This window comes from Streptomyces sp. Y7, assembly GCF_043195415.1.
Lineage (GTDB): Bacteria > Actinomycetota > Actinomycetes > Streptomycetales > Streptomycetaceae > Streptomyces.
The window spans coordinates 713,419-739,483 of record NZ_JBIDDQ010000002.1; the positions used below are offsets into that span (position 1 = coordinate 713,419).

Genomic DNA, 26,065 nt, shown 5'->3' on the forward strand with positions numbered 1-26,065 from the left:
GTACGTTATCCCTTTGATCGCGGACTAGCGGGCGGTGCTGCCGGATCCGTCCACGACCGTCCGGGCCTCGTCGGAGGCGGACTTGCGGCCCCGGTCGAGCAGCGAGTCCAGGATCTCGCCGACCCTGATGGCGGTGTTGGACAGCAGGGACGACGTGATGCCGTGGGTGTGCTCGGTGCCGCCCTGGAGGTAGATGCCGCAGCGCAGATCGAGGTCGGTGGCGATGCGGTAGTCGCGCTCGACGCGGACCCGGCCCTCGTCGTCGCGCAGACAGTGGTCGGCGACCTCGCCGAGGAGGCCGAGGGGGTCGGCGGGGCTGTAGCCGGTGGCGAAGACGACCACGTCCGCGTCGAGGGGGGTCTCGTCGCCGGTGACGAGGGACGTCACCGTGGCGCGGACCTTGGCCGGCGTCTCCTCGACGTCGGTGAGGCGGGACACGTTCAGGAAGCGGAGCCGCTCGGTGCCGAGGACCTTCTCCTGGTACATCTGCCGGTACAGGTCGTCGATCAGGTCGATGTCCACCACGGAGTAGTTGGTGTTGCCGTGGTAGTCCATCAGCCGGCGCTTGACGTTCTCCGGCGCCGCGTAGTACTCGTCGACCGCCCCGGGGTCGAAGATGCGGTTGGCGAAGCTGCTGTCGTCGGCGGGGCTGTAGCCGTAGCGGGAGAAGACCGCGCAGATCTCGGCCCGGGGGAAGCGGCGGTGCAGGTAGGCGACGTTCTCGGCGGCGCTCTGCCCGGCGCCCACGACGATGAAGCGGGAGGGTGCCCTTTCCTCCAACTCGTCGACCCTCGCGAGTAATTCGGAGTTGTGCCAGACGCGTTCGCCTCGCTCCACGCCTTCCGGCATGAGCGGACGCAGTCCGGTGCCGATGACGAGGTTGCGGGCCCGGTGGACCACGAGGCCCTCTCCCGAACGGACCGTCACTTCCAGGTACTCCACGGCTCCGTCGCGGACGACGGGCGCGACACCGACGACCTCGTGGCCGTAGGAGACCATGTCCTCGACCTTGGCCGCCGCCCACTCGAAGTAGTCGTGGAACTCCACCCGCAGGGGGAACAGGTTCTTGTGGTTGATGAAGTCGATCAGCCGTCCCCTGCTCTTCAGGTAGCAGAGAAAACTGAACTCACTGGCCGGGTTCCGAAGCGTCACCAGGTCCTTGAGAAAGGACACCTGCATGGTCGCGTCGTCGATGAGCATGCCGCGGTGCCAGCCGAAGGAGGGCTGCTGCTCGAAGAACCGAGCGGTGATCACCTCTTGCGGTGCGGCCTGTGCGTTGTGCTCGCTGAGCGCGATCGCCATGGCGACATTGGACGGCCCGAAGCCGATGCCAATGAGGTCGTGAACCGATGCTGCGTCACCAGGAAGAACCCGTGACATGTCTCTCCCATCGTGCGGGGCAGTCGCCTGTCAGGCGTGGGGAAAGTACGAGGAGCGGGCACGCTGACGGAGCGGCGAACCGGGAACTTAGGTGAGCCTAAGCTAATCCTGTGAAGCTGTCGATAGGTCCGGCGCGGGCGACCATCGCCTCAAGTAGGAGCTCAGATAGGCCCGTTGTGCACTAAGGCAAGCCTTGCTTTACTTCTCTCGGTCAGTCCCTGCTTTGAGGAGGAAGCCCATGCGGGTCGTCATGTTCGGCTACCAGACCTGGGGGCATCGCACCCTTCAAGCCCTCCTGGACTCCGAACACGACGTGGTCCTGGTGGTCACACACCCCAAGAGCGAGCACGCCTACGAGAAGATCTGGAGCGACTCCGTCGCCGACCTCGCCGAGGAGCACGGAGTCCCGGTGGTGATCCGCAACCGGCCGGACGACGACGAGCTGTTCGCGCGCCTGAAAGAGGCCGATCCGGACATCATCGTGGCCAACAACTGGCGGACCTGGATCCCGCCGCGCATCTTCGACCTCCCGCGCCACGGCACCCTGAACGTGCACGACTCGCTGCTGCCGAAGTACGCCGGCTTCTCTCCCCTGATCTGGGCCCTGATCAACGGTGAACCCGAAGTGGGCGTCACCGCGCACATGATGAACGACGAGCTCGACGCGGGCGACATCGTCCGGCAGGAGGCGGTGCCGGTCGGGCCGACGGACACCGCCACCGACCTCTTCCACAAGACCGTCGATCTCATCGCCCCGGTCACCATCGGCGCGCTCGACCTCATCGCCTCGGGGCAGAGGGAGTTCACCAAGCAGGACCGGTCCCAGGCCAGCTTCTTCCACAAGCGGTCCGAAGAGGACATCCGCATCGACTGGACCTGGCCTGCGGAGGACCTCCAGCGCCTGGTCCGCGCCCAGTCCGAGCCGTACCCGAGCGCCTTCACCTTCCACAAGGGCAGGCGACTGGAGGTACTGGCGGCCGAGGTCTCCGAGGGCCGCTACGGCGGCACGCCCGGCCGGATCTTCTACCGCGAGGGCGACGGCGTGGTGATCGTCGCCGGCGCCGACGCCCGCACCGGACGCCATCACGGTCTGGCGATCACGCGTGTCCGGACCGAGGACGGCCGGGAGTTGGGCGCGACCGAGTACTTCCTCACCATGGGCGGCTACCTGACGAGCCGCCCCTGAGCACCTGAGGCACGGCGTGGCGTCACACCTCTCGACGGTCGGGCCGTCGGTCGCGACGCCGGAGCGGGTGCCCGCAGAACCGCCGCCGCGCGGATCCCAGTCCGCGCGGCGGCGCTCGTCCGTGTCGGGGGGCGGCCGTCAGGCGCGGGGAGCCCCGGCGCGCCGCGCGCGCCAGACGTTGTCGTCCCGGTGGCCTTCCACGCCCTCGGGCGACACGCTCACGCTGCGCACCGCCTCCGCCGTCTCCACCGTCCAGTCGGCCTCCGGCAGGGCGAGTTCGTCGAGGACGCCGTCCAGCGTCGGGAACTCCGCCTCGAAGGGCGGCTCGCTCTGCCAGGACGGCCAGCCGCCGTGCATGACGATCAGCAGGGTGCCGCCCGGCGCGACGGCCCGCGCCGCCTGCCGCAGGACACGCCGCTGGTCGAACGCGACCGGCGACTGCAGGAACTGCGCGTTCACCAGGTCGAAGGAGCCCTCGGGGAACGTCTCGCCCAGCACATGGCGCTCCCACACGGCACGATCGCCGACACCGGCCTCGACGGCGTGGCCGGCGGCCCGTTCCAGGGCCGTGTGGGAGATGTCGACGCCGGTGACCCGCCAGCCGCGCGAGGCGAGCCACACCGCGTCCGCCCCTTCGCCGCAGCCCAGGTCGAGCGCGCTGCCCGGGGTGAGGTCGGAGGCTTCGCGGACGAGCAGCTTGTTGGGGCGGCCGCTCCACAGCCGGCCGCTGTCGCGGTAGCGGGCCTCCCAGAACTCGGCGGCCTTCAGGGTCTCGGTCATGGCGCCTCCCGATGCGCAGGTGTCGTCGCGGGACCCGGACGGGCGCGGGGCCGTCCGGTCCACTCACCAGAAGCCTGCGGGACGCCGCGCGAACCGACAAAGGGCCTTGCCGGTTCGGCAAAACCGTCGGGGCGGCGCGTCCACACCCTCGACGTCAAGGTCATCACGCGGCCCGTGGCCGCCTCATTCGGCCGGCGCCTCCAGCCAGAAGCCCGCGCGGGTCCGCCAGAGGTCGAGCAGGGCGGTGTCGCCCTTCGTCTCCACCGCGGGCGCGGGCCGCTGGTAGAAGTACAGCAGCAGATCGGCCACCGGGCCGCGCGCGGTCGCGGCCGCCCCGTCGGAACCGGCGCGCCAGACGGGCCGTTCGCCGGTGAGGTCGACGGCCCACGCACCGGCGTCGGTGGCGTCGAAGTGGAGCGTACGGCCGGGTCCGAGCAGGTCGGGCAGGTCCGGCCGCGGCTCGAACGCCTCGGGGAAGGTGGCGTACTCCAGCCATTCCTCCACCGCCTCGACCGCGAGGTCGGCGTCGAGGCGGAACGGGGCACCGGTCGCCAGGGCGGCGTCGGCCCGGTGCACGACGGTCTCGTACGTCATGCGCCGCGCCCAGAACGCCACCGGCGCCGGACAGTCCGCCGAGGGGTTCCAGGCCCGCGCGTCGGGACCCGCCTCGCGAAGGGTGGCGCTGAGCCGTGCCGCGCCCTCGGCGAGCCACGGGATCAGGACCGAGGCGTCCTCGTCGGTGTACGCGCCGAGGTCGTTGACCTGGTCGTCGGGGACGGGGCCGGTGGCCCGGGTCCGCACGATCTCCTCCGCCCACCGGTGGTCGCCGCCCACGTGCCGCAGCAGCTGCCCCAGGTTCCAGCCGGGGCAGGTGAGGACCGGGGCGGACAGGTCCGCGCCGTGCACCTGGGCCGTGAGCCGTTCGGTCTGGGCGACGATCTCGTCGCAGTGGCGCTCGAAGCTCAGCGAGGTCATCGCCTCATGATGCCGCAGGGCCGTGAGCGGCCGTGTCGGTGGCCTCGGATACTGTGTGCCGCCTGCGCAAGATCGGGGAGGGAGCGACAACGATGCTGGTGGGGGCGGGATCCGCGAGACGTCGGCTGGCCCAGGTGGCTTTGCTGGCCGGGGTGCTGACGGGCTGTTCGGGGGCGGCGGAGGACGACGCGCGGACGTCGGCGAGCGCTTCGGCCTCGGCCGACGCGACGCCGGGTACGAGCGGTACGGCGGTGAGGAGCGGGGGCACGATCGGCGCGGCCGGGTCGGCGTGCCCGCTTCCCGTCACCTTCGACATCGCCAAGGACTGGGAGGCGGAGGCCATCGACACCGGAGCCGGGGGCGGCGACGGCTCGGCGGCGCCCGACAGCGAGCTGGCGCAGGAGCTCGCCGACGCGCTGCTGCACCAGGGCCCGGTCACGGCCGCCTGCGAGGTGGACGCCAAGCCGGCGGGGAACATCGGCTTCCTGCGCGTGTGGACCGGCGAGCCGGGTGAGGACGACGCACGCGCCGTCCTGGAGGAGTTCGTGGCCGCGGAGAACGGCGCGAGCAAGGCGAAGTACAGCACCTTCGAGGCGGGCGGTCTGGCCGGTGCGGAGGTGAAGTACCTCGTCACCAGCGAACTCCTGGAGGAGACGAAGGAGGAGTCGGCGCTGGCCGTCACCACAAAGCGGGGGCCGGTCGTGCTGCACCTGGGCGGCATGGACACCGACGAGCACCGGGCGATGCTGCCGGCGTACGAGCTGGCCAAGCGGACTCTGCGCGCCGGCTGAGCGAGCCGGCGGTCCGGCGCGGGCGTCCGCGCCGGACCCCGACCGCCCGGTGCCGCTCAGGATGCCGTGCAGGAGCCGATCGCCGGGGCCGTGCCGGTGCCGTTCTTCATGACGGTGAAGCCGAAGCTGGTGGACGCTCCGGCGGCCAGGGTGCCGTTGCCGTTCGGCCTCATCGTCATGACGTTGCCGCTGCTGTCCCAGCTGGGCGTGCCGTTCCACGTCGCGGACACCTTCTGCGGCGACGTCACGGTGACGTTCACGCTCCAGGAGCTGATGGCCGAACTCCCGGCGGTGATGGTGACCTTGCCGTTGAAGCGGTCACTCCACTCCTCGGCCCTGCTGTAGGTCGCCGTGCAGGCGGCGCCGGGTGTACCGCCGCCGGACGAGGAGCCGCCGAGTGCGGTCAGCACCGCGGTGTAGGCGGGCTTCTTGGCGTAGTTGCCGTCGAACAGCAGGGGCGTTCCGCTCGCGCGCCAGGAGTACTTGTCGGTGACGCCCCAGACGGTGATGCCGGTGCAGCGGGAGACGGCCAGACAGGCCCGGACCACGTTGCTGTAGCTATTGGCCTGTGCGGTGCCCGAGCCCTCGATGTCCAGCTCGGTGATCTGCACGTCGACGCCCAGGTCGGCGAAGCGCTGGAGGTTGGCCTGGTAGTCGGACGGGACCGGTGAGGCGCTGTTGAAGTGGGACTGGAAGCCCACGCAGTCGATCGGCACGCCACGGGACTTGAAGTCCCTGACCAGGTTGTAGACGGCGTTGCTCTTCGCGTTGACACCGTCGGTGTTGTAGTCGTTGTAGCAGAGCTTGGCGGCCGGGTCCGCGGCGCGGGCGGTGCGGAACGCCTCCTCGATGAAGCCGTTGCCGAGCTTGTCCTGGAAGGGTGAGCTGCGCCGCGCACCGCTGCTGCCGTCCTGGAAGGCCTCGTTGACGACGTCCCAGGAGTGGATCTTGCCCTTGTAGTGCTGCATGACCTGGGTGATGTGGTTGTTCATCGCCGATCTGAGGTCGGTCGTGCCGAGTCCCGCGACCCAGCTCGGTAACTGGGAGTGCCAGACCAGGGTGTGGCCGCGGACCTTCATGCCCCGGCTCTGGGCGTGGTTCACGACCTGGTCGGCCGAGCCGAACGTGAAGGTGCCGCGGGTGCCCTCGGTGGCGTCCCACTTCATCTCGTTCTCGGGGGTCACCGAGTTGAACTCGGTGTCGAGCGTCGAGACGTACGCGCTCTCGCCCAGGTGGTTCGCGGCGACGGCGGCGCCGAAGTAGCGGCCCTTCTCGGCCGCCGCCGCGCCGAGGGTGCTCGCGGCCTGCGCGGTGCCGGTGAGGGCAACGGCGCCGGCCGCGCCGAGCAGACCGGCCAGGCCGAGGGCCACTGCCGTACGGGCACGCGAGCGCCGGGGGCGGCGCTCGGGAGGCGGATCGATGGATGTGCGGGTCACCATCTCGTCCCCTTCTGAGAGGTCGAAAGTTTCGGAGGCATTTCCGAATTTCGCGGCAGACCCTAGGGACACGAGTTCCCGGCGTCAACAGACACCACATCCACAAACCGCGATTGGCTCAAGAAGACCTGTCCAAACTCCCCCAACCGCCCATCGAAAGTTTCGACCGGATCTACGACTGATCGTCACCGCCCTGGGCGGCGCCCGTGTAGAAGGCGATCGTCGCCGCCGTGGTCGACGCGACCGTCCGCTCGTCGGCACCCGAGGCGGCATAGGCCTCGCCCCACAGCTCGCCCGAGCGTGCCGCGTACGCCTTCCCCTCGTCCGAGACCTGCCACGCCTCGCTCTCCTCCTTGCTCATCCCGCCGCCGGCGAGGTGCATTCCGAGCCCCAGGAGCCCGAGGTCCCAGCCGACACCGACCGCGCCCGGGCCGAACTGCCCCCAGAACCCCTCCGGCACCACGGCCACGTGCTCCAGCTCCAGCACGGTCCGCTCCTCGCCCTCCGGCGTGAGCCGCACCTCGACCTCGCTGAACCCCGGGTCCGGCCCGTACAGCCAGCTCACCCGCAGCCGGCTCGGCTCCTCGCACTCGAGGATCTCGCCGCCGGCGTTGCCCTCCAGCTGATAGCGCCCGCCGACCTTGAACTCCCCGCTGACGGGCAGGAACCAGCGGCTGATCCGCTCCGGGGACGTCACCGCGTCCCACACGTCGGCGGCATCGGCGTCGTAGGTGCGCCGCAGCAGCACCGTGCGGGCCTCGCCGGCCTCGACCTGCCGCACCCCGACCTGCCGGTGCAGACGGTTCAACTCGTCGACGATCTCACTCATCCTCGTTCGCTTCCCTTCGCAGTCTGCGTTCGCGCCTGCCCCGCGCGAGTTCGGTTCCGAGGGCGTCGAGCCGCTGCTCCCAGAAGCCGCGGAATCTCTCCAGCCACGCGTCCACCTCCCGCAGCGGCGTGGCGTCGACGGCGTACAGCCGTCGTGTGCCCTCCGCCCGTACGGATGCGAAGCCGCTCTCCCGCAGCACCTTGAGGTGTTGCGAGACAGCCGGCTGAGAGATGCCGAACTCGTCCTGGATCACGGCACCGATGTCGCCCGACGCCTGCTCACCCGAGGCGAGCAGCTCCAATATCCGGCGCCGTACCGGATCACCCAGCACATCGAATGCGTGCACGGCCCTCACTATGCCAGCCTCCACTTATATAAGGCAACACTTAAATAAAGCGCGTGCGGAGGCCGCGGCCCGATCGCCGCGGCCGGGCCGCCTAGGCGTGCTCGGTGAGGAAGCGGTCCAGTGCCGTCGTGAGTTCGGCGGGCTTCTCGACGGGCAGCTCGTGCCCTGCGTCCAGGACGCGGACCACGGCGTCCGGGTACGCCTTGGCCATCCGCAGCATCTGCGCGAGCGGCAGCTGGATGTCGTGGTAGCCGTGCACCATGAGGGTCGGCACCCGTATCTCGCCGACCTTGTCCAGGACGTCGAAGGCGCGCATGGCGCCGTAGAGCGTCATGACGACCTCGCGGGGCGTGTCGGCGGAGGCGCGGACGTACTCGCGGATCTCCTCGCGCGGGTAGCCGGGGGCGAAGGCGCGCAGGATGTTGGTGGCGACGAACAGCTTGAAGGGGACGAGCGTCGAGGCGGCCATCAGCAGGGCGCGGCCGCGGTTGTACGCCATCTTCCCTATGGAGTTCACCAGCACCATGCGCTCCACCCGCTCGGGGTGGGCGAGCGCGATGGTCTGGGCGATCATGCCGCCCATCGAGTGCCCGACGATCGCGAACCGCTCGATCTTCAGATGGTCGAGGAGAGTGAGGACGTCCTGGGCCAGGTCATCCACCCTGCGCGCTCCGGCGCCGGTGCTCTCGCCGTGCCCGCGCAGGTCGAGCCGGACGACCCGCCGCTTCTCGGCGAAGTGGGTCACCTGGTGGTCCCAGCGGTGCCGGTTGGCCGTCCAGCCGTGGACGAACACCAGGGGCACACCCTCGCCGTCGCGGGGGCCCTCGTCGTCGTACGTCAGCGTCGCGCCGTCGACTTCGAGCTGCGGCATGGGTGGCCTCCTGGAACGCGTCTTGGTTACTGACCGGTACGGTATCCGGCGGACAGGCCCGCCGTCATCGGCGTTCGCCCAGGAAATCGAGGATGTGACCGAACACGTCGAGCGCCGCTCCCCTGCCGAGGAACGTGTCCAGGTGGCCGTAGCCGGGGATCTCGGTGTACGTCACGTCCAGCTCGGGCCGGCGGCGGGCGAGGACGTCGTGGCACAGCTTCTGGGAGTCGAGCCACAGGCCGTTCTCGCTGCCGGCCAGGAGCAGCACGGGGGTGTCGATGCGGTCCGCCGCGTCGAGGGCGTTCTGCGGCAGCGCCCGGTAGCGGTGATCGGTGTCGTGCCAGCGCACGACGGTGCGGGCCAGCTCGATGCGGCGCAGGTGCGGCAGGATCCACAAGGGGGCGGGGCCCAGGAGCTCGGCGAGCCTGCCGTGGGTGGTGTCGGTCAGGTGCTCGTGGACGAAGAGCGAGGCACCGGTCCCCCAGGCGGAGTTGTGCAGGATCTGGCAGGTGGGGTCCGGGCAGCTCGCCTTGCGGGAGGCCAGGGCGAACAGCGGGGTGTACTTCGACCACAGGCCGACCTTGCGGAAGTCGACGGGGATGTGGTCGATGCGGGACTTCAGCAGTTCCCCGGCCAGGGTCATGCTCAGGGAGGTGCGGCCCGCGAGCTTCGGGGTGAGGAAGACGCCCTGGGACACCACGCCCGCGAGGCCGGGGACCAGGCCCGCCGTCATGCTCAGGGAGAGGGTGAGGGAGCCGATGCAGTGGGCGACCACGAACAGGGGGCGGTCGCCGATGCGGGTGCGGATGTGGGCGACGGCCTCGGGGATGTCGTAGAGGGCGACGTCGTCGTAGGTGTAGCGGCCGCCGGTCTCGTTGTAGGGCAGCCGGCAGCTGCCTCGCCAGTCGAGCAGCCAGGGCTCGTAGCCGTCGTCGAGGAGGACGTCGACCAGGTTGCGGGTCTCGGGCAGCAGGAACATGTCTGCCGAGGCGGTGTGACCGTGCAGGAGCAGGACGGCGGGGCGGTCGCGGTCGCCGGGGTCGACCCGGGTCAGGCCGAGGCGTACGCCGTCGCCGGCGCGGAACGGGATCTCCTCGACCCTCGCCGGGTCGAGCCGGTGGCGCAGCGGGCGCAGCGCGGTGGTGGACCTGACCTTGCGCAGGGCGGGCCGGGTGGTCCTGGGGTTCGTCGTCCGGAAGATCATCGGTGCTGCTCCGTGGGGGTCTGGGTGCGGCGCAGGTCGAGGAGGTCGGCGGCGGCACGGGCGAAGGGGCCGACCAGTCCGCGGCCCATCTCCAGGCCGAACCAGGCGAGCCAGGTGAGCTTGGCGGCGCGCTTCTCCTGGCCGGTCAGGCGCGGGTCGACCTTGATGCCGTCGATCTGGTCGCGGACGTAGGAGTCCGCGGGGACGACGACCTCTCCCGCGAGGCTCGCCGGTTCGCCCTCGCGGCCGAGTTCCACGGTCAGGGCGCGGGTCTGACGCCAGACGTCGCGGCGGGCGCGCGCGTACTTGTGGCCCTCCAGCCACCAGCGGCCGCCGTCGGTGTCCGTCAACTCCAGTCGGTACCGCAGCAGTTGGTGCCGCAGCCCGTGACGCTGCGGGATGCCCTCCTCGGGGCGGATCCAGATGTCGCCGCGTGCCACGGTCAGCGGCTCGGGGTGCAGGGCCGGGCAGGTGACCTCGCCGCGCACGTCGACGCGGCGGTCCGTCACGAGCTGGTGCATGCTCGCGATGGAGAGGGTGAGGGACATCGAGCAGGGAGTGTCGGGGCTGCCGTCGACGGGGCCGACGCCGCCCCGGGTGGTCTCGGTGAACCACAGGTAGGGCTGGTCGTCCTTGTGCGGGAGGCGGGCCAGGCCGTCACCGGCGAGCCGCTCGAACGTCCTCAGCTGGGCCCGGGCGTCGAAGCGGGCGGCGGGCGGCAGTCCGAGTGCCTCGACGAGGGCGGTGGTGCGGTCGGCGGTGGCGGCGGGGCCCTTGAGGGTGGCCTCGCACAGCTTCAGGGCGGTGGGGCTCTGCAACACCCGGCTGAGGAAGGTCAGTTCGGGGATCGGCTCGGCCTCCAGGCGGGCCAGGGCGTCGACGCGCCACTCGTCCCAGTCCTGGACGCGGACGTGCATACCGCCGAACGCCATGTCCCGTACGACGTCGTCGAGCGTGTTGGGGACGCCGGTGAGGTTGTAGTCGAAGCCCCAGGCGTCCGGCTCGCAGACGACGGCGACCGCGACACGGCTGACCCAGTCGACCGGGGCGGCGTTGAGGTACCGGAAGGCGGGGACGGTGCGGAAGCGGCCGAACGCGGAGATGAGGCCGCTGCTGAGGTCCTGGGGGTTGTAGGCACCGGTCCTCGTGTGGCCGCCGATGCCGCCGGGTCGCAGCGCCGTGACGATGAGGCCGTGGTCGCGGGCGCGGCGCAGGGCGACCTCCGCGGCCCACTTGGTCTGGTCGTAGCCCGCGATGAGGCGGTCGACATGGGCGAGGAGGTCGTCCTCGCCCATGGAGGAGATGCCGACCTCGTTGAACACGGCGATGGAGGAGATGTGGTGCAGCGGCTTGGGGCGTCCGGTCGCGGCCAGTTCGGCCAGGGTGAGGGCGCCGAGGACGTTGCTGGTGCGCAGCGACTGATAGCCCCGCAGGAAGTCCACGGCGGCGGCGACGGAGACGACGCTGTCGAGTTCGTGGGTGAGGGTGTTCCAGACGTCGTCGGACAGGCCCAGGCGGGGTTGGCGGATGTCGCCGGGGAGCACGGTGACGCGGCGGCGGACCTCCGACGACCAGGGCAGCGCGTAGCTCTTGAGCGCTTCGCCGAGTCGGGTCAGGGCCGCTTCCTCGTCGGCTGCCCTGACCAGGCAGTGGACGTGCGCGTCACTGTGGCGCAGCAGGTCCAGCAGCATGTGGCTGCCGAGGAAGCCGGTGGCGCCGGTCAGCAGGATCCGGCGCGGCGGCAGCGGCTCGGGCGAGCCGACGAAGGGGAGCCGGTCGGCGAGCGCCAGGTCGGCCAGGACCTGGGTGAGGTCCTCCGGGCGGGCCGTGGCGTCCGACGGGGTGGCGGCCGGCAGCACCACCGCGGACGGCGGTGGGGGAAGAGGCGCCTGAGGTACGGCGGTTTCGGCTGCCGTACCGGACAGCCCGGCCAGTGCGACCGGGCGGGCGTCGGCGAACACCTCGTCAAGGCCGACGGCCACACCGAGTTCGTCCTCCAGCGCCGAGACCAGCTCCACGGCGCTCACGGAGGTGCCTCCGGCGTCGAAGAAGTCGGCGTCGGGCGCCAGTTGCCCGGCGGGTACGTATCGGCCGGCCACAGTGGCGATGGCGGCGGCGAGATCGTCGAGGTCACGCGGTTGCGAACCGGGGGCGGCCGGCTGGTGGGGCAGCGAAGCAGCCATGGCTTGTGGCGTCGCGGGCGGCTCGGCCGTACTCACCGATGACTCGGCAGCTGCCGTGACCCGGGCCAGCAGGTCGGACACGGTCAGACCGACGCCGCCCCGTTCGATCGCCTCCGCGGTCGCCCGCTGGTCGGCGGTCGCCAACGCGTTCTCGTTCACCTCACGCATGAGAGCCCTTCACCGTGTCGCCCTGCCCTTTCGTCGCCGCTGTCCGCCGGTCGGGGAGTCGTCATTGCCGCTGCCAGGAGCGGAAGGTCCGCAGATACTCCGGCGTGACGACCGTCTCCAGGTGGTCGTCGTCCTGATCGCCGCCGCCCAGTGCGGCCAGCACCCGGCGGGCCGGGGTGTTGCGCGGGGTGCGTTCGGCGGTCAGCCGGATCTTTACGCAGCGCAGTTCCTCGGCCCGGTCGGCGAGCCACTGCAGCAACCGTTCCTCGACGCCGCGGCCGAGCGCGCGGCAGCTCATCAGCCAGGCCATGACGTCGAGTTGGTCGCCCTCGCGCCGCACGGCGAGCAGGCCGATCTGCCCGTAGTCGCCGAAGCGGTCGCGAGCCGACGCCGTCCAGACCTCGCCGTGTTCGCGCCACCGGGCGACGTCGGTGCCGTCGGCGGAGCGGGCACGCAGGGTGAACTGGTTGGTGCGGCGCACGAGTTGCTCGGCGCGCTGCACGTCGGCGTCGGACAGGGGCCGGACGTCGACCTCCAGTTCCTGCTGGGCCAGGAACTCCTCGAAACCGGCCTGTTCGCGGACGGCGTCCCGTTGCCGTTCCTGTGCGTAGAACCCCGCCCGCAGCGCGTCCTCGGCCGTCGCCGCCGCCGGGACCAGCGGCCACAACCGGTCGAGGAAATCGGGTAGTTCGCCTGTCGCCGGGCAGGTCACCGACAGCACCTGCGGCAGCGCGGCGCGCATCCTGGCGATCTCGGCCGGGTTGTCGTCGAGGAACAGGAAGCTGTCCAGCCCGAGGTTCAGCGTGCGGGCCGCCTCGGCCAAGCGGGCCGGTTTCGGGCCCCAGGCCGCCGAGAGCACGCTGAAGTGCTCCGCCTTCAGCACGCAGTCCGGGCGCTCCAGTACGGCGCGGACGGTGTCCTCGTCGTTGTTGCTGACCAGCACCAGCAGCGCGCCGGCCGAACGCCACTGGAGCATCCGGCGCGCCAGCAGGGCACGCGATCCGGTCAAATCCACCGCCCCGGGGCCGGCCTCGCCGGCCACGCCGCCCCACAGGGTCTCGTCGCCGTCGACGGCGATCACCTTCGGCACCGGACGGCGCACGGCCTGGACGACCTCGGCGAGTCGCAGGGCGACGGCCGCCTGGAAGTGCGGGGTGAACGGGAGGTGGGCCAGGTGGTCGGTGCGCTCGTCGAAGGGCTCCTCGACCGGGTGGCGGCGAGTCCAGTGGTCGGGTCCGAGGACGGCGATGCCGGGCACGTCGGCCAGTTCGGCGGCGACCTCCCGTTCCCACCCGGTGAGCCGGTCGTCGGTGCGAACGGCGGGCAGGAACCCGACAACGAGGGGCTTGCGGGACTGCTCGGCGACCGCGCGCAGTGCGGCCGGGTAGGCCGTGCGCAGTTCGGCCAGCAGTTCGTCGTCGAGCGGGCCGAAGCGTTCCAGGTCCGTCGCCCGCAGCAGGACGACGCCCGCGGTCGTGGCCGGGTCGGCGAACACCCCGGACGGGTCGCGCAGGGCGGCCAGGACGTGGTGGTACGGCGCCTCCGCGACGGTCGTGGCCGTGCCGTCGCCCGTCGAGGCGTCCAGCGCCGTCCCGCACATCAGCGGCAGGTTGCCGAGGGCGAAGGTGGCGGCGAGGGCGAGCGAGGAGTTCCCCGTGGCCGGGCTCGCCGCGCGTACCGGGGCCGAGGGGTCCTCGGCCGTCTCCGCGAGCAGCGTCAGGAGTTCCTCGCCCAGCGCGGTGGCCGTCGCCCCGTCCAGGATGTCGAGGTTGTGGTCGAGGCGGATCCGGCCCGCGTCCGGCGTCATCGTGATCATCAGGTCGAGGTCGGAGTAGCCCGTCCCGGCCGGCAGCACCTCCAGGGCGGTGAGCCCCCGGGCCGCGCGGACGAAGTTGAAGTACACCTCCACCAGGGGTGCGTCGGGCCGGTACAGGCCGCCTCGGGCCAGCACCGGCAGGACGTCGGTGAACATCGCGCCCTTGGTCAGCACCCGCTCCAGACGTCCGTCGGTGCGGCGCAGCACGTCCTCGATCCGCTCCCGCGCGTTCGCCTCGGCGGGGAAGGGCACGGGCACGCCGTAGAAACCGAGCGCGTCGTAGGCGTCGGCGTGGATGCGGGTGTCCACGGGCACGGCGAGGACGAACCGTTCACGCTCGCGCTTCCTGGCCAGCAGGACGGTCAGGGTGCCCAGGCAGAACGCGGCGGGCGTGACGGCGAGGCGGCTCGCGGCGGCCGAGATCCGTTCCATGAGCCCGTCGGGGAGGGGGACGGTGACGCTGCCTGCGCGGTACGTACGGGTCTGCGGGCGCGGTCGGCTCAGGGTCAGGTCGAGGCGTGCGCTGTCCTGGAAGGCGGCACGCCAGTCGGTGCTCGCGTCCGCCCCTCCGTCGGTTCGCTGGGCCTCGATCAGCAGGTGGACGTCCCGGTTGGTGACGGTGCCGTCGAGCGTGGCACCGGACAGCTCGGCGTCGATCTCGCCGGCCACCAGCAGCAGCGACTGCAGGTCGCTGACGGCATGGTGGGCGCCGTAGAGGAGGATCTGCCCGCGCTCGCCGCCGTCGAGCAGTTCGAACCGCCACAGGGGCGGGGCGGCGAGGTCGAACGGCGGCTCCAGGAGTGCGCGCAGCCCGGTGGCGGCGTCGACGTCGGTGCCGTCCGCGACGACCGTCCAGCGCAGCGGCGGTTCCGGCAGGGCGCGGTCCACCCGCAGCTGCCGTCCGCCCTCGGCGGCGGGGACGACGGCGGTGCGCAGGGCCGCGTGCCGTGCGGTGAGGCGGGTCAGGATGCCGGTGAGCGTCTCGCGGGTGGTCGGCGCGGTCAGACGCACGGCGAGGCCGACGGCGTGGGCCGCCTCGGGCATGCCGGGCTGGGCGCTGCGCAGCAGTCGTACGACGTCTCGGGTGGCGGGGTGCGTCTCGGTCTCCGGGACCTCGGTGACGCGCTCCGGCTCGTCCTGCGCCCCGGCCTGACGCTCGGGCAGTGCCGTGCCGAGTGCCTGGGCGAGGCCGCGGATGTCGGCGGCCGAGAAGACGGTGGCGGCGGGCAGTTCGACGCCGAGTTCGCGGGCGAAGGCGTTGCGCAGACGCACCAGCATCAGGGAGTCGAGGCCGAGTTCCTTCAGGGCGGTAGTCGCGGACACCTGGACGGCGCCGCCGGAGACCTCGCCCACCCTGGCACGCACGTATGCCTCCAGGCGGACGGTCCGCTCGGTGTCCGTCGCCGCCTCGAACACCTTCCTGACCAGGTCGTCGGAGCCGGGTGCGCCGGTCGGGACGGTGACCAGGCCGGCCAGGATCGGGCGGGTGCGGGCGCCGTCGGGGTCGAGGGCCAGCATCTCCCAGTCGAGGGCCAGGGGCGCGAGCTGGCGGCGGGCCGTGGTCAGGACCCGCTCGAAGAGCTCGCCGCCGTCCTGTGCGGAGAACGCGACGAGTCCGGAGCGGCTGGTCCCGGCCTCGCGGGTGCCGGACTCGGACACCATGCCGACGCCCGACCAGGCTCCCCAGTCCAGGCTGAGCGCCCGGCGGCCGGTGCGGGACAGGTGGTGGGCCCAGGCGTCGAGGAAGGCGTTGGCCGCGCAGTACGGGCTCTGTCCGGGCGAGCCGAGGAGACCGGCCGCCGACGCGAACAGGACGAAGTCCGTCGCGGCCGGGGTCAGTTCGGTGAGCAGGGCGGTGCCCAGCACCTTGGGGGCGAGGACGCGCAGGACGCGTTCGTCGGTCAGGTTGGCGATGGTGGCGTCGTCCAGGACACCGGCCGCGTGGACGACCCCGGTGACGGGGCCGAGTTCCTGGCGTACGGCGTCCAGGGCCGCCGTCAGACCGGCGCGGTCGGCGACGTCCGCGCGGGCGAGACGAACGCGCACGCCCCGCTCCTCCAGCTGCCGGATCCAGCCCCGCGCTTCGGCGTCCGGCGTCCCTCGGCTCATGAGCGCCAGTCGCCGTACGCCCCGGCGGACCAGTCGCTCGGCGACGACGCGGCCGAGACCGCCCAGGCCACCGGTGATCAGGTACACGCCGTCCGGGGAGGTGGTGCCGTGTCCGCCGTCGTCGGGGCGGGTGCGGGTGAGCCGGGGCACCAGGCGCCCGGTCCCGCGCAGCGCCACGAGCCGTTCGTCGTCCGCGTGCCGGAGCTGGGTCCACAGGGCGTCGGCGCCGTCCGTGGGCGGGAGGTCGACGAGGGTGGTCCGCAGCTCCGGGTACTCCTGTGCCACCGCGAGGCCGAAGCCCCAGCCGAGTGCCTGCTGAGGGTGCGTCACCTGGGTGCTGTCGCCGGCCGGCTGGCTGCCGCGCACGACGACGAAGAGACGGGGTGCCGCGCCCCGCGTGCGGTCGGCGAGCGTGCGGACCAGGTGCAGGGTGCTCAGGCAGCAGAGCCGGGCCGCCTCCTCGGCGGTGCGGTCGTCCTCGACGGCGGGGGCGTCCAAAGCGGTCATCTGCACGACGCGCGCGGGCGGTGCGCCCGTGAACGCCTCGTCGAGCAGGCGGGCCAGCTGGCCGGGGTCGGCGGGGTCGAGGACGTAGCGCCCGGGGCCCTCGGCGGCGAAGGACTCGCCGCGCCGGGCGATCACGTACGGCACCGAGGTGCCCAGCCGCTCGACCAGTTCGGCCGCCGCGCCGGAGGCGTCGGCGAGGATGAGCCAACTCCCCTGCGCGGGCGGTTCGTCGGCGATCGGGCGCGGTTGCCAGCGGGTCTCGAACAGCGCCCCGTCCAGCGGGGAGAGCGCGGCCAGCCGGAACTCCTGCGCCGTCAGGACGAGCCGGTCGTCGCCGTCGTACAGGCGAAGGTCCAGCGTCGCCCCGTCGCCCGACACGGACCGCAGCTCGCACGCCGCCCACACGGGGGTGGTGCGCACTCCGGTGTGGCGCAGGCGCCCGACGCCGGCGGGCACGAACGCCCTGCCCCGGGGCGCGTCCCCGGGCAGCGCGGCCGTGTGGAAGGCGGCGTCGAGGACGGCCGGGTGGAGCAGATGGCCGGCGGCGGGCTTCTCGGCGAGCCGGGCGAGGCCGGCGGACCGGCTGCGGTGGCCGGACTCCAGGCCGCGGAAAGCGGGGCCGTACTCGATACCGAGGGCGGCGAGCCCGCTGTAGAGGGCCGGGAGATCAACGGGCTCGGTGCAGCGCTCCCGCAGCGCCGGCAGCGGCTCGCCCGGGTCCGCGGCGGCCTCGGCGGGGCCGCCGGTGACGCGTCCGGTGACGTGGCGTTGCCAGGTCGCCGGCCGGTCGCCGGTGACCGGTGCCGAGGCGATGGCGAAGTCCCGTGCGCCGTCGGCGGCCGGGAGCAGGACCAGTTGGAGCCGCGTCGGCCGCGTCTCGTCCAGACGCAGGGGCTGCAGGAACCGGACGTCGGCGAGGCATACGTCGCCGCCGTCCTGTACCGCGGACGCGGCCTCCAGGGCCATGCCGAGGAAGGCGGCGCCGGGCAGCCACACCTCGCCGCTCACACGGTGGTCGCTCAGCTCGGCGAAGCGGCTGTCGCGCAGGTCCACCACGCTCTGGAACAGGTGCCGGTCGGCTTCGTCGCTCGCCTCGACGTGGGTGCCGAGGAGCGGGGAGGCGCCGGTCGCCGTGGCCGGGGCGGGGGCCAGCCAGTGCCGTTCGCGGGCGAAGGCGTAGGTCGGCAGGTCGACGCGGCGGCCAGCCGGGAACAGCGCCGGCCACTTCGGCGTGTGGCCCGCCATGTACAACTCCCCCACCCTGCCGAGGAGTACGTCCCTGCCGCCGCGCTGGCGGCGCAGCGAGCCGACGCTCACCGCGTCGACCCCGGCGTCGGCGGCCACCGCCTCGATGGACGAGCCGAGCGAGGGGTGCGGGCTGAGTTCGACGAAGTAGCGGTAGCCGTCGTCCAGCATGCGGCGGACGGTGTCCGCGAAGCGCACGGGTTCGCTGAGGTTGGCGTACCAGTAGGCGGGGTCCAGGCGGTCGCCCGGCACCGGTTCGGCGAGCACCGTCGAGTACAGCGGGGTCGGAGAGGGCGTGCCGCGGACGCCGGAGAGATGGTCGAGCAGCGCGTCGCGCAGCGGGGCCATCAGCGGGGTGTGCGAGGCGAACGGCGTCGACAGCGAACGGGCCGCGATGCCCTGCTCGTCGAGGCCGCGGCGCAGATCGGCCAGGGCCTCGCCGTCGCCCGAGACCGCCGTGGAGTGCGGGCTGTTGACCGCGGCGACGAACAGCAGGCCGGCGTACGGGGCGAGGAGCTCCTCGACCCGGGCGCGCGGCAGGTCCAGGGCCAGCATGCCTCCCTTGCCCGCGACGGGTGCGACCGTCCGGGCCCGCCCGGTCACCACGGCGACGGCGTCGTCCAGGGTGAGCGCGCCGGCGCTGTACGCGGCGGCGATCTCGCCCAGGCTGTGCCCGGTCACGGCATCCGGGGTGACGCCGAGGTAGCGCCACGCGGCCGTCAGCGCCGCGTTCACGGCGAACAGGGCCGGCTGCAGGTATTCGGTGCGCTCCAGCGGGGAGAACTCCTCCGGCGCCCGCAGGGCGTTGAGCACGGACCACCCGACGTGCCGCTGCACGGCTTCGTCGATCCGTGTCAGTTCCTCACGGAACGCCTCCGATTCCCCCATCAGGTCGAGCCCCATGCCGGGCCACTGGCCACCGTGTCCGGAGTAGACGAAGGCGACCTTGCCCGTCTGCTCCTCGCGGGACGGTGGCAGCGTGATCCGGCCCGCCGCCAACTCGGCGAGCACGGACCGCAGTTCGTCCCGGCCCTCGGCCACGACCGCCACGCGTCGCTCGAAGTGAGTGCGGTGGCGGGCCAGCGTGTACGCGATGTCGGGCGCGTCGGCGGTGAGTTCACGGGCGAGTACCGCGGCCTGTCCGCGCAGGCCGGCCTCACCTCGGCCGGAGAGAACGAACAGGTGCTTTCCGTGCGGAGGTTCGGCGTCGGACGGTGCGGCCGCGGGTGCGGCCTCTTCCACGATCACGTGGGCGTTGGTGCCGCTGATCCCGAACGCGCTCACGCCCGCGCGCCGGGTGCGTTCCGCGGAGGCCGGCCAGGCGACCTGCTCCCGCAGCAGATGCAGTCCGCTGTCCGCCCAGTCGACATGGCGGCTGGGGGTGTCGGCGTGCAGGGTGCGCGGCAGGGTCTGATGGCGCAGGGACTGCACGACCTTGATGAGCCCGAGCACGCCCGAAGCCGCCTGGGTGTGCCCGACGTTGGACTTCAGCGAGCCGAGGTACAGCGGGCGTCCCTGGGCACGCGAGGCTCCGAAGACCTCGGTGAGGGCGTTCGCCTCGATCGGGTCGCCGAGGGTCGTGCCCGTGCCGTGCGCCTCGACGAAGTCGACGTCGTCGGGCCGCAGCCCGGACCGCTCCAGGGCGCGCCGGATCACCTGCTCCTGCGCGGGCCCGTTCGGCGCGGACAGGCCCTGGCTGCGGCCGTCCTGGTTGACGGCGGTGCCGCGCAGGACGGCCAGGACCGGGTCGCCGTCCCGCCGGGCGTCGCTCAGCCGCTTCAGTACGACCATCCCGGCACCCTCGGCCCAGACGGCCCCGTCGGCGGCGTCGGAGAAGGAACGGCAGCGTCCGGTCGGTGACAGCCCCCGCAGCCGGCTGAACTCGACGAAGGTCTGCGGCGTGACCATCAGCGTGACCCCGCCGGCGAGCGCCAGATCGCACTCGCCCGCGCGCAGCGCCTGTGCCGCCAGATGGACGGCGACCAGCGACGACGAGCAGGCGGTGTCCACGGTGAGCGCGGGCCCGTTCAGTCCGAGCGTGTAGGCGAGCCGCCCCGAGGCCACGCTCAGGGCGGAGCCGGTGCCGACGTATCCGTCGAGCTGGTCGAGCCGGGTGCCGGACAGATAGTCGCTGCCGAACATGCCGACGTACACACCGGTGGTGCTGCCCGCCAGGTCGGCCGGCACGGTCCCGGCGCGTTCCAGGGACTCCCAGGCCGTCTCCAGCAGCAGGCGCTGCTGCGGGTCCATGGCGGCCGCTTCTCGCGGGGTGATGCCGAAGAAGCCGGCGTCGAAGGACTCGATGTCGTCGAGGAATCCGCCCTCGCGGGCGTAGGACTTGCCGAGCGCGTCCGGATCCGGGTCGTACAGCGACTCGACGTCCCAGCGCGCCGCGGGGAAGGGTCCGACCGCGTCCCGGCCCTCGGCGACCAGGCGCCACAGGTCGTCGGGGTCGTCGACGCCGCCGGGCAGCCGGCAGGCCATGGCGACGAGGGCGACGGGTTCGTCCGAGGAGGCCGTGGCCGGGGGTCCGGCCCTGCGGCCGGTGCGCCGCGTCGTCGCCGGCACGTCGGCCAGCAGGTGTGCGGCCAGGCGGTCCGGCGTGGGGTGGTCGAAGAGCAGCGTGGCGGGGAGCTTGGTGCCGAGGCGGGCGCTGATGCGGTTGCGCAGCTCGACGGCCGTGACCGAGTCCATGCCGAGGTCGCGCAGCGGCTGGTCGGGGCGGACGGACTCCGGCGAGCGCAGGCCGAGCGCGCGCGAGGCCTCCTCCCGCACCAGGGCGAGGACGCGCGGGGCCCGTTCGGCCTCCGGCAGCCGGGCGAGCCGGTCGGCGAGGGTGTGGGTGCCGGGCCGGGCGGGGTGCGCCGGGGGGAGCAGGGTGCGCCACAGCGGCCCGGAGGGTGCGGCGGCCCGCAGCCGGGGCAGGTCCAGCGCCCAGGCGACCAGATGGGCGGCGTCGCGGCGCAGGCACAGCGCGGTCAGGTCGCGGCCCTGCTCGGGGGTGAGGGCCCGGTGGCCGAGGCGGGCCATCCGCTCCAGGTCGGCGTGCTCGGCGGCGAGCCCTTGCCCCGCCCAGGCCCCGAAGGAGACCGAGACCGCGGGCAGGCCGAGGGCGCGGCGGTGGTGGGCCAGCTGGTCCAGGAAGACGTTGGCGGCGGCGTAGTTGGCCTGGCCCGCGTTGCCGACGACGCCGGCCGCGGAGGAGACCAGCAGGAAGAGGTCGAGCGGCCGGTCCGCGGTGAGCCGGTGCAGGTGGGTGGCGCCGTCGACCTTGGGACGCAGCACGTGCGCGAGGCGGTCGGGCCGCAGCTCGGCGACCACGCCGTCGTCGAGGGTTCCCGCGCAGTGCACGACGCCGCGCAGGGGTGCCTCGGCGCCGACGCGGTCCAGTACGTCCGCCAGGGCCGCCGCGTCGGCAACATCGCACGCGGCGACCTCGACCTCCGCGCCGAGTGCCGTGAGTTCGGCGGCGGCCTCGGCGGCTCGCGGGTCGTCGACACCCTGACGGGACGTCAGCAGAAGCCGGGGGACACCGTGTTCGGCGAGCAGCCGGGCGAGGTGGCGGCCGACCGCGCCGAGGCCACCGGTGACGAGCACGGTCCCCTCGGTGGGGATACGCGACCCTGAGGGGCTCTCGGGTGGCACAGGACGGGCGCGTATCAGGCGCGGGGCGAGCAACTGACCGTCCCGGACGGCCAGTTCGGGTTCGTCACCGCGCGCCACGGCGGCGAGGAGCGGCGGTTCGCCGCCGTCGAGGTCGAGCAGGGCCAGCCCGAGGTCCGGGTGCTCGCTCCGGGCACTGCGGGCCAGCCCCCACAGCACCGACTGGGCGAGCCCGGGAACCGTGTCCCCGTCGGCGGCGGCCACCGCACCGCGGGTCACCCAGAGGGTCCGCGCAGGTGCCTCGTCCGGCGGGAGGGCGATCAGCGCCTGCAGTTCGGCGAGGGCCCGGGTCGCCGTCTCGTGTGCCGCGTCCGCTGGTTCGGCGTGCGCGGAAGGCCAGAACCGTACGACCGTGTCGGCACCCTCGTCTCCGACCCGGACGCCTGCCGCGCGCAGCCCTGCCACGGCCGCTGCCGCGTCCTCCCCCTCCCCCACGACCGCCCACATTCCTGCGGCCGGTGAGGCCGCGGGCTCGTCCGGCACGGCCGTCCACGCCACCTCGTACAGGTGGCGCCCGTTCTCCGACCCGGTGTCGAGGTCGGCCGGGTCGACGGACCGCAGGCGTACGCCCTCCAGGCGGCCGGCCGGGAAGCCGTCGGCGTCCCACAGGGCGACGTCCAGGGTGACGTCCGTGGCGTCCGGCGCGGAGCCGTCCGTCCGGCGTACGGCGACCGTCAGGTCGGTGGCGCCGCCGGGCGGCAGGACACAGCGGGCCACGGCGACCGGCAGCAGCACGCGTCGGCCGGAGGCGTCGAAGGCGGCGGCCACCTGGAGGGCGGCGTCGAGCAGCGCCGGGTGCACCGGATAGGGGTCGGCCGTGTCACGGGCGGCGACCGGCAGCGAGAGGCGCGCCAGCACGGTTCCGTCGGCGGTCGCGGTGGCCTGTCGTACGCCCTGGAACGCGGGCCCGTAGCCGAGGCCGAGGCGGCTGAGACGTTCGTAGGTGTCGTCGTGCCAGGCCGGTTCGGCCGTCTCGGGCCAGGCCGGCGGCCGGTCGTCCGCGGTGGCGGCCGGGTCGGAGGCGGTGGCGGTGGCGTGCAGGGTCCAGTCGGTGGCCTCCTGGCCGCGTGGGCGGCTGTGGACCGTGATCTCCGGCGCGGGCCCCGCGGTGACCACCTCGACGGACACCTCGACCGTGCCGGTGGCCGGCAGGGTGAGGGGGGCCAAAAGCAGCAGGCCGGTGAGGTCGGCGGCGGTGTCGGGGCGGGCCACGGCGAGCGCGGCGCGGCACAGCTCCATCAGGGTGGTGCCCGAGACCACGGTCCGCCCGAGGACGGTGTGGTCGGGCAGCCAGTCGGCGGTGGCCGGGGACCACTCGCCGCGGAAGGTCCAGCGCGTCTCGTCCGCCGACCGGAGCTGGATGCCGAGCAGGGGATGCTCGGCGCGGTCGAAGAGTCCGGGGGCGGTGGCGGGGGCCGCGGCCTCGATCCAGTGGCGCTGCTCGTCCCACGCGTACGTCGGCAGGTCGGCCCACGGGGTGGGCGGGACGAGGCGGCGCCAGTCGATCCGCCGTCCGTGGACGTGGAGTTCGGCGGCGGCGCGGTCCAGGCAGGCGGGTCCGTCCTCGTCCCGGCGCAGCGAGCCCACCGCGATCAGGTCCTCGTCGACGGTGCGCAGGGCGGTGAGCAGCGACGGGTGCGGGGCGAGTTCGACGAAGCAGCGGTAGCCGTCGGCGACCATGCGCTCGACGGTCGGCGCGAAGCGGACGGGTTCGCGCAGGTTGGTGTACCAGTAGTCGGCTTCGAGTTCCCCGGTGACCGGTGCGCCCGTGACCGTGGAGTACCAGGCGACGGACGTGGGGTAGGTGGTGACGCCGTCGAGTTCGTCGAGGATCGTGGTGCGGACGGTCTCGACCTGGGTGCTGTGGGAGGCGTAGTCGACGTCGAGGCGGCGCACGAAGACCTGCTGCCGGTCGAGATCGGCGAGCAGGACCTCCACCGCGTCCACGGCACCGGCGATCACCGTCGAACGGCCGCTGTTGACGGCCGCCACGCTGATCCTGCCGTCGTGGGCGGCGAGTTGCGCCTCGACGTCGGTGTGCGGCAGGGCGACGACGGCCATGGTGCCGGTGCCGGACAGCTCCGTCAGGGCCCGGCTGCGCAGGGCGACCACCGCGGCGGCGTCGTTGAGGCTGAGCGCCCCGGCGACGCAGGCGGCGGCGACCTCGCCCTGGCTGTGCCCGACGACGGCGTCGGGCCGTACGCCACGGGCGCGCCACACGGCGGCCAGCGACACCATCACGGCGAACAGCACCGGCTGGACGACGTCGACGCGGTCGAGGCCCGGGGCGCCCGCGTCACCGCGCAGCACGGACGTCACCGACCATGCGGTGAACGGGCGCAGGGCGGCGTCGCAGCGGTCGAGTTCGTCGGCGAACACCGGGTCGCGGTCCAGCAGATCGCGGGCCATGCCGGGCCACTGGGAGCCCTGGCCGGGGAAGACGAACGCCACCTTGCCGGTGGGGGTGCTCTGTCGGGGGCCGGCGGTGCGGTCGGGATCGGGCCGGTCCTCGGTGAGTGCGCGCAGCGCGGTGGTCAGTTCGTCACGGTCGCCCGCCTGCAGGACGGCCCGGTGCTCGAAGTGGGTGCGGTGGTGGGCGAGCGTCGCGGCCACGGCCGGCAGGGGCAGCTCGGGTCGCCGTTCGAGGGCGGTGAGCAGGCGGCCGGCCTGGGAACGGAGTGCGGACCGGGTACGGGCCGAGAGCGGGAACAGGGTCGTGCCGGGGAGGTCCGTGGCCGTGCGGGGCCGGTCCTCGGGGGCTTCCTCCAGGATCACGTGGGCGTTGGTGCCGCTGATCCCGAAGGCGCTGACGCCGGCGCGCCGCGTCCGCTCGGGCTCCCGCGCCCAGGCACGTGCCTCGGCCAGTACGCGCAGGCCGCCCTGTGCCCAGTCGATGTGCTCGGTCGGGGTTGCGGCGTGCAGGGACGCCGGTATCCGCTGGTGCTGGAGTGCCAGCACGGTCTTGATGACACCGGCGATGCCCGCGGCTGCCTGGGTGTGGCCGATGTTGGACTTGAGGGAGCCGACGCCGAGCGGGCGTTCTGCGGGTCGGCCGGGGCCGAAGACGGCGGCGAGGGCGCGGCCCTCGATGGGGTCGCCGAGCGGTGTGCCGGTGCCGTGCGCCTCGATGTGGTCGAGGTCGTGCGGCTGGAGCCCGGCCGCGTCGAGGGCGGCGCGCAGCACGCGCTCCTGCGCCGGACCGTTGGGGGCGCTCAGGCCCTGACTGCGGCCGTCCTGGTTGATGGCCGAGCCCTTGACGACCGCGAGGACCCGGTCACCGTCCCGGCGTGCGTCCGCCAGCCGCTTCAGCAGCACCATGCCGCAGCCCTCGGCCCACACGACGCCGTCGGCGTCCGTGGAGAAAGGGCTGCACCGCCCGGACGGCGACAGCCCGCGCAGCCTGCTGAACTCGACGTGCCCGCGTGGCGTCACCAGCAGCGTCGCGCCGCCGGCCAGCGCCAGGTCGCACTCGCCGCCCGCAAGGGCCCGCGCCGCCAGATGCAGGGCGACGAGGGAGGACGAGCAGGCGGTGTCGACGGTGACCGCCGGGCCCTGGAGGCCGAGGGTGTAGGCGATGCGGCCGGACGCCACGCTGGAGGCGGAGCCGGTGCCGACATGCCCGTCGAGCTGGTCCAGGGCGGCCGAGGCCAGGTAGCCGCTGTCGTACAGGCCGATGTAGACGCCCGTGGAGCTGCCGTGGAGCGTCTCCGGGAGGATGCCGGCGCGCTCGACGGCCTCCCAGCCGGTCGTCAGGAGCAGCCGCTGCTGGGGGTCCATGGCGGCGGCCTCGCGCGGCGAGATCCCGAAGAACGCGGCGTCGAACCGGTCGATGCCGGAGAGGTAGCCGCCGCGCAGGGAGTACGCCTTGCCGGTGGCCCCGGGGTCGGGGTCGTGCAGCTCCCGCGTGTCCCAACGGCCCGCCGGCACCTCGGTGATGGCGTCCTCGCCCGCGGCCAGCAGCCGCCACAGTCCCTCGGGGTCGTCCGCGCCGCCTGGGAGCCGGCAGGCCATGGAGATGACGGCGATGTCGTCGTCGAGCTGCCCGGGCGCCCCGGCGGGCGGAGCGAGTGCGGGGGCGGGCGGGTCGGCGAACACCGCCTGCGCGAGTGCCGCGATGGTGGGGTGGTTGAAGATCAGGGACGGGTCCGGGGTCCGGCCGGTCGCCGCGGACAGCTCGGCCGCCAGGGTGACCAACTGCCGTGATCCCAGACCGAACTCGGCGATCGGCCGGTCCGGGTCGACGGTCGGCACATCCGGTCCTGCCGCCTCGGCGACGGCCGACTCCAGCCAGACCCGCACGGCCTCCGGAGTGGTCAGGGAGGGCTCGGTGGGCTGCTTCGGGGACTCGTGCGCAGGCATCTAGACGGTGTCCTCGTGGATTCGGGCAGAGGGCGGGGCGGCTGTGGGACCCATGGAGCTCGTGAGCGGGTACGACCGCCGCGGTCGCCGTTCGGCGGTTGCGCCGCCGGGCGACCGGCCGGCGACCGGCGGGTGACCGCCCGGCGGCCGCCGGGCGGTTGGTTCCGACGCACGCCCGGCCGGGTGACCGGCTGACGACGGTGGCCGGTGCCAGGGT

Annotated in this window: 12 protein-coding genes; 2 read left to right on the forward strand and 10 right to left on the reverse strand. The window is 73.2% G+C overall.

From position 1 onward, the window contains the following. Positions 1-24 precede the first annotated feature (24 nt). Entirely contained in the window at positions 25-1,380 is a 1,356-nt protein-coding gene (locus tag ACGFW6_RS08960) for a lysine N(6)-hydroxylase/L-ornithine N(5)-oxygenase family protein (RefSeq protein WP_393506199.1), read from the reverse strand. 238 nt (positions 1,381-1,618) lie between these two features. On the opposite strand from ACGFW6_RS08960, the gene ACGFW6_RS08965 reads away from it, so the two are divergent. Further along, positions 1,619-2,566: a methionyl-tRNA formyltransferase gene (locus tag ACGFW6_RS08965; RefSeq protein WP_393506201.1), complete on the forward strand. Its 948-nt coding sequence runs from the start codon at positions 1,619-1,621 to the stop codon at positions 2,564-2,566. Positions 2,567-2,704: 138 nt separating this feature from the next. Here the strand turns inward: ACGFW6_RS08965 and ACGFW6_RS08970 are convergent, their stop codons facing one another. Together ACGFW6_RS08970 and ACGFW6_RS08975 are read right to left on the reverse strand one after the other, a co-directional pair. Then, positions 2,705-3,346, reverse strand: a complete 642-nt coding sequence (locus ACGFW6_RS08970) for a class I SAM-dependent methyltransferase (protein WP_393506203.1) — start codon at positions 3,344-3,346, stop codon at positions 2,705-2,707. Positions 3,347-3,529: 183 nt separating this feature from the next. Continuing rightward, entirely contained in the window at positions 3,530-4,321 is a 792-nt protein-coding gene (locus ACGFW6_RS08975) for a maleylpyruvate isomerase family mycothiol-dependent enzyme (RefSeq protein ID WP_393506205.1), read from the reverse strand. 92 nt (positions 4,322-4,413) lie between these two features. On the opposite strand from ACGFW6_RS08975, the gene ACGFW6_RS08980 reads away from it, so the two are divergent. Then, positions 4,414-5,112, forward strand: a complete 699-nt coding sequence (locus ACGFW6_RS08980) for a lipoprotein (protein ID WP_393506207.1) — start codon at positions 4,414-4,416, stop codon at positions 5,110-5,112. Between the two features lie 56 nt (positions 5,113-5,168). Here the strand turns inward: ACGFW6_RS08980 and ACGFW6_RS08985 are convergent, their stop codons facing one another. The 7 genes from ACGFW6_RS08985 to ACGFW6_RS09015 form a co-directional block, all read right to left on the reverse strand. Beyond that, positions 5,169-6,551 (reverse strand): endo-1,4-beta-xylanase, encoded by a 1,383-nt coding sequence (locus ACGFW6_RS08985; RefSeq protein WP_393506209.1) that lies wholly within the window; start codon positions 6,549-6,551, stop codon positions 5,169-5,171. A gap of 169 nt (positions 6,552-6,720) precedes the next feature. After that, entirely contained in the window at positions 6,721-7,377 is a 657-nt protein-coding gene (locus ACGFW6_RS08990) for an SRPBCC domain-containing protein (protein WP_393506211.1), read from the reverse strand. Continuing rightward, positions 7,370-7,732: an ArsR/SmtB family transcription factor gene (locus ACGFW6_RS08995; RefSeq protein WP_393506976.1), complete on the reverse strand. Its 363-nt coding sequence runs from the start codon at positions 7,730-7,732 to the stop codon at positions 7,370-7,372. The genes ACGFW6_RS08990 and ACGFW6_RS08995 overlap by 8 nt, the downstream gene beginning before the upstream one ends. An 82-nt stretch (positions 7,733-7,814) precedes the next feature. Further along, positions 7,815-8,594 (reverse strand): alpha/beta fold hydrolase, encoded by a 780-nt coding sequence (locus ACGFW6_RS09000; RefSeq protein ID WP_393506212.1) that lies wholly within the window; start codon positions 8,592-8,594, stop codon positions 7,815-7,817. Between the two features lie 64 nt (positions 8,595-8,658). Beyond that, complete coding sequence (locus ACGFW6_RS09005; protein WP_393506214.1) at positions 8,659-9,798, reverse strand: alpha/beta hydrolase; 1,140 nt, start codon at positions 9,796-9,798, stop codon at positions 8,659-8,661. Next, positions 9,795-12,149 carry a thioester reductase domain-containing protein gene (locus ACGFW6_RS09010; RefSeq protein ID WP_393506216.1) on the reverse strand — a complete coding sequence of 785 codons (2,355 nt, stop codon included), beginning with the start codon at positions 12,147-12,149 and terminating at the stop codon, positions 9,795-9,797. Before ACGFW6_RS09010 ends, ACGFW6_RS09005 begins: the two co-directional genes overlap by 4 nt. A gap of 61 nt (positions 12,150-12,210) precedes the next feature. After that, complete coding sequence (locus ACGFW6_RS09015) at positions 12,211-25,848, reverse strand: SDR family NAD(P)-dependent oxidoreductase (RefSeq protein ID WP_393506218.1); 13,638 nt, start codon at positions 25,846-25,848, stop codon at positions 12,211-12,213. Between the last annotated feature and the right edge of the window lie 217 nt (positions 25,849-26,065).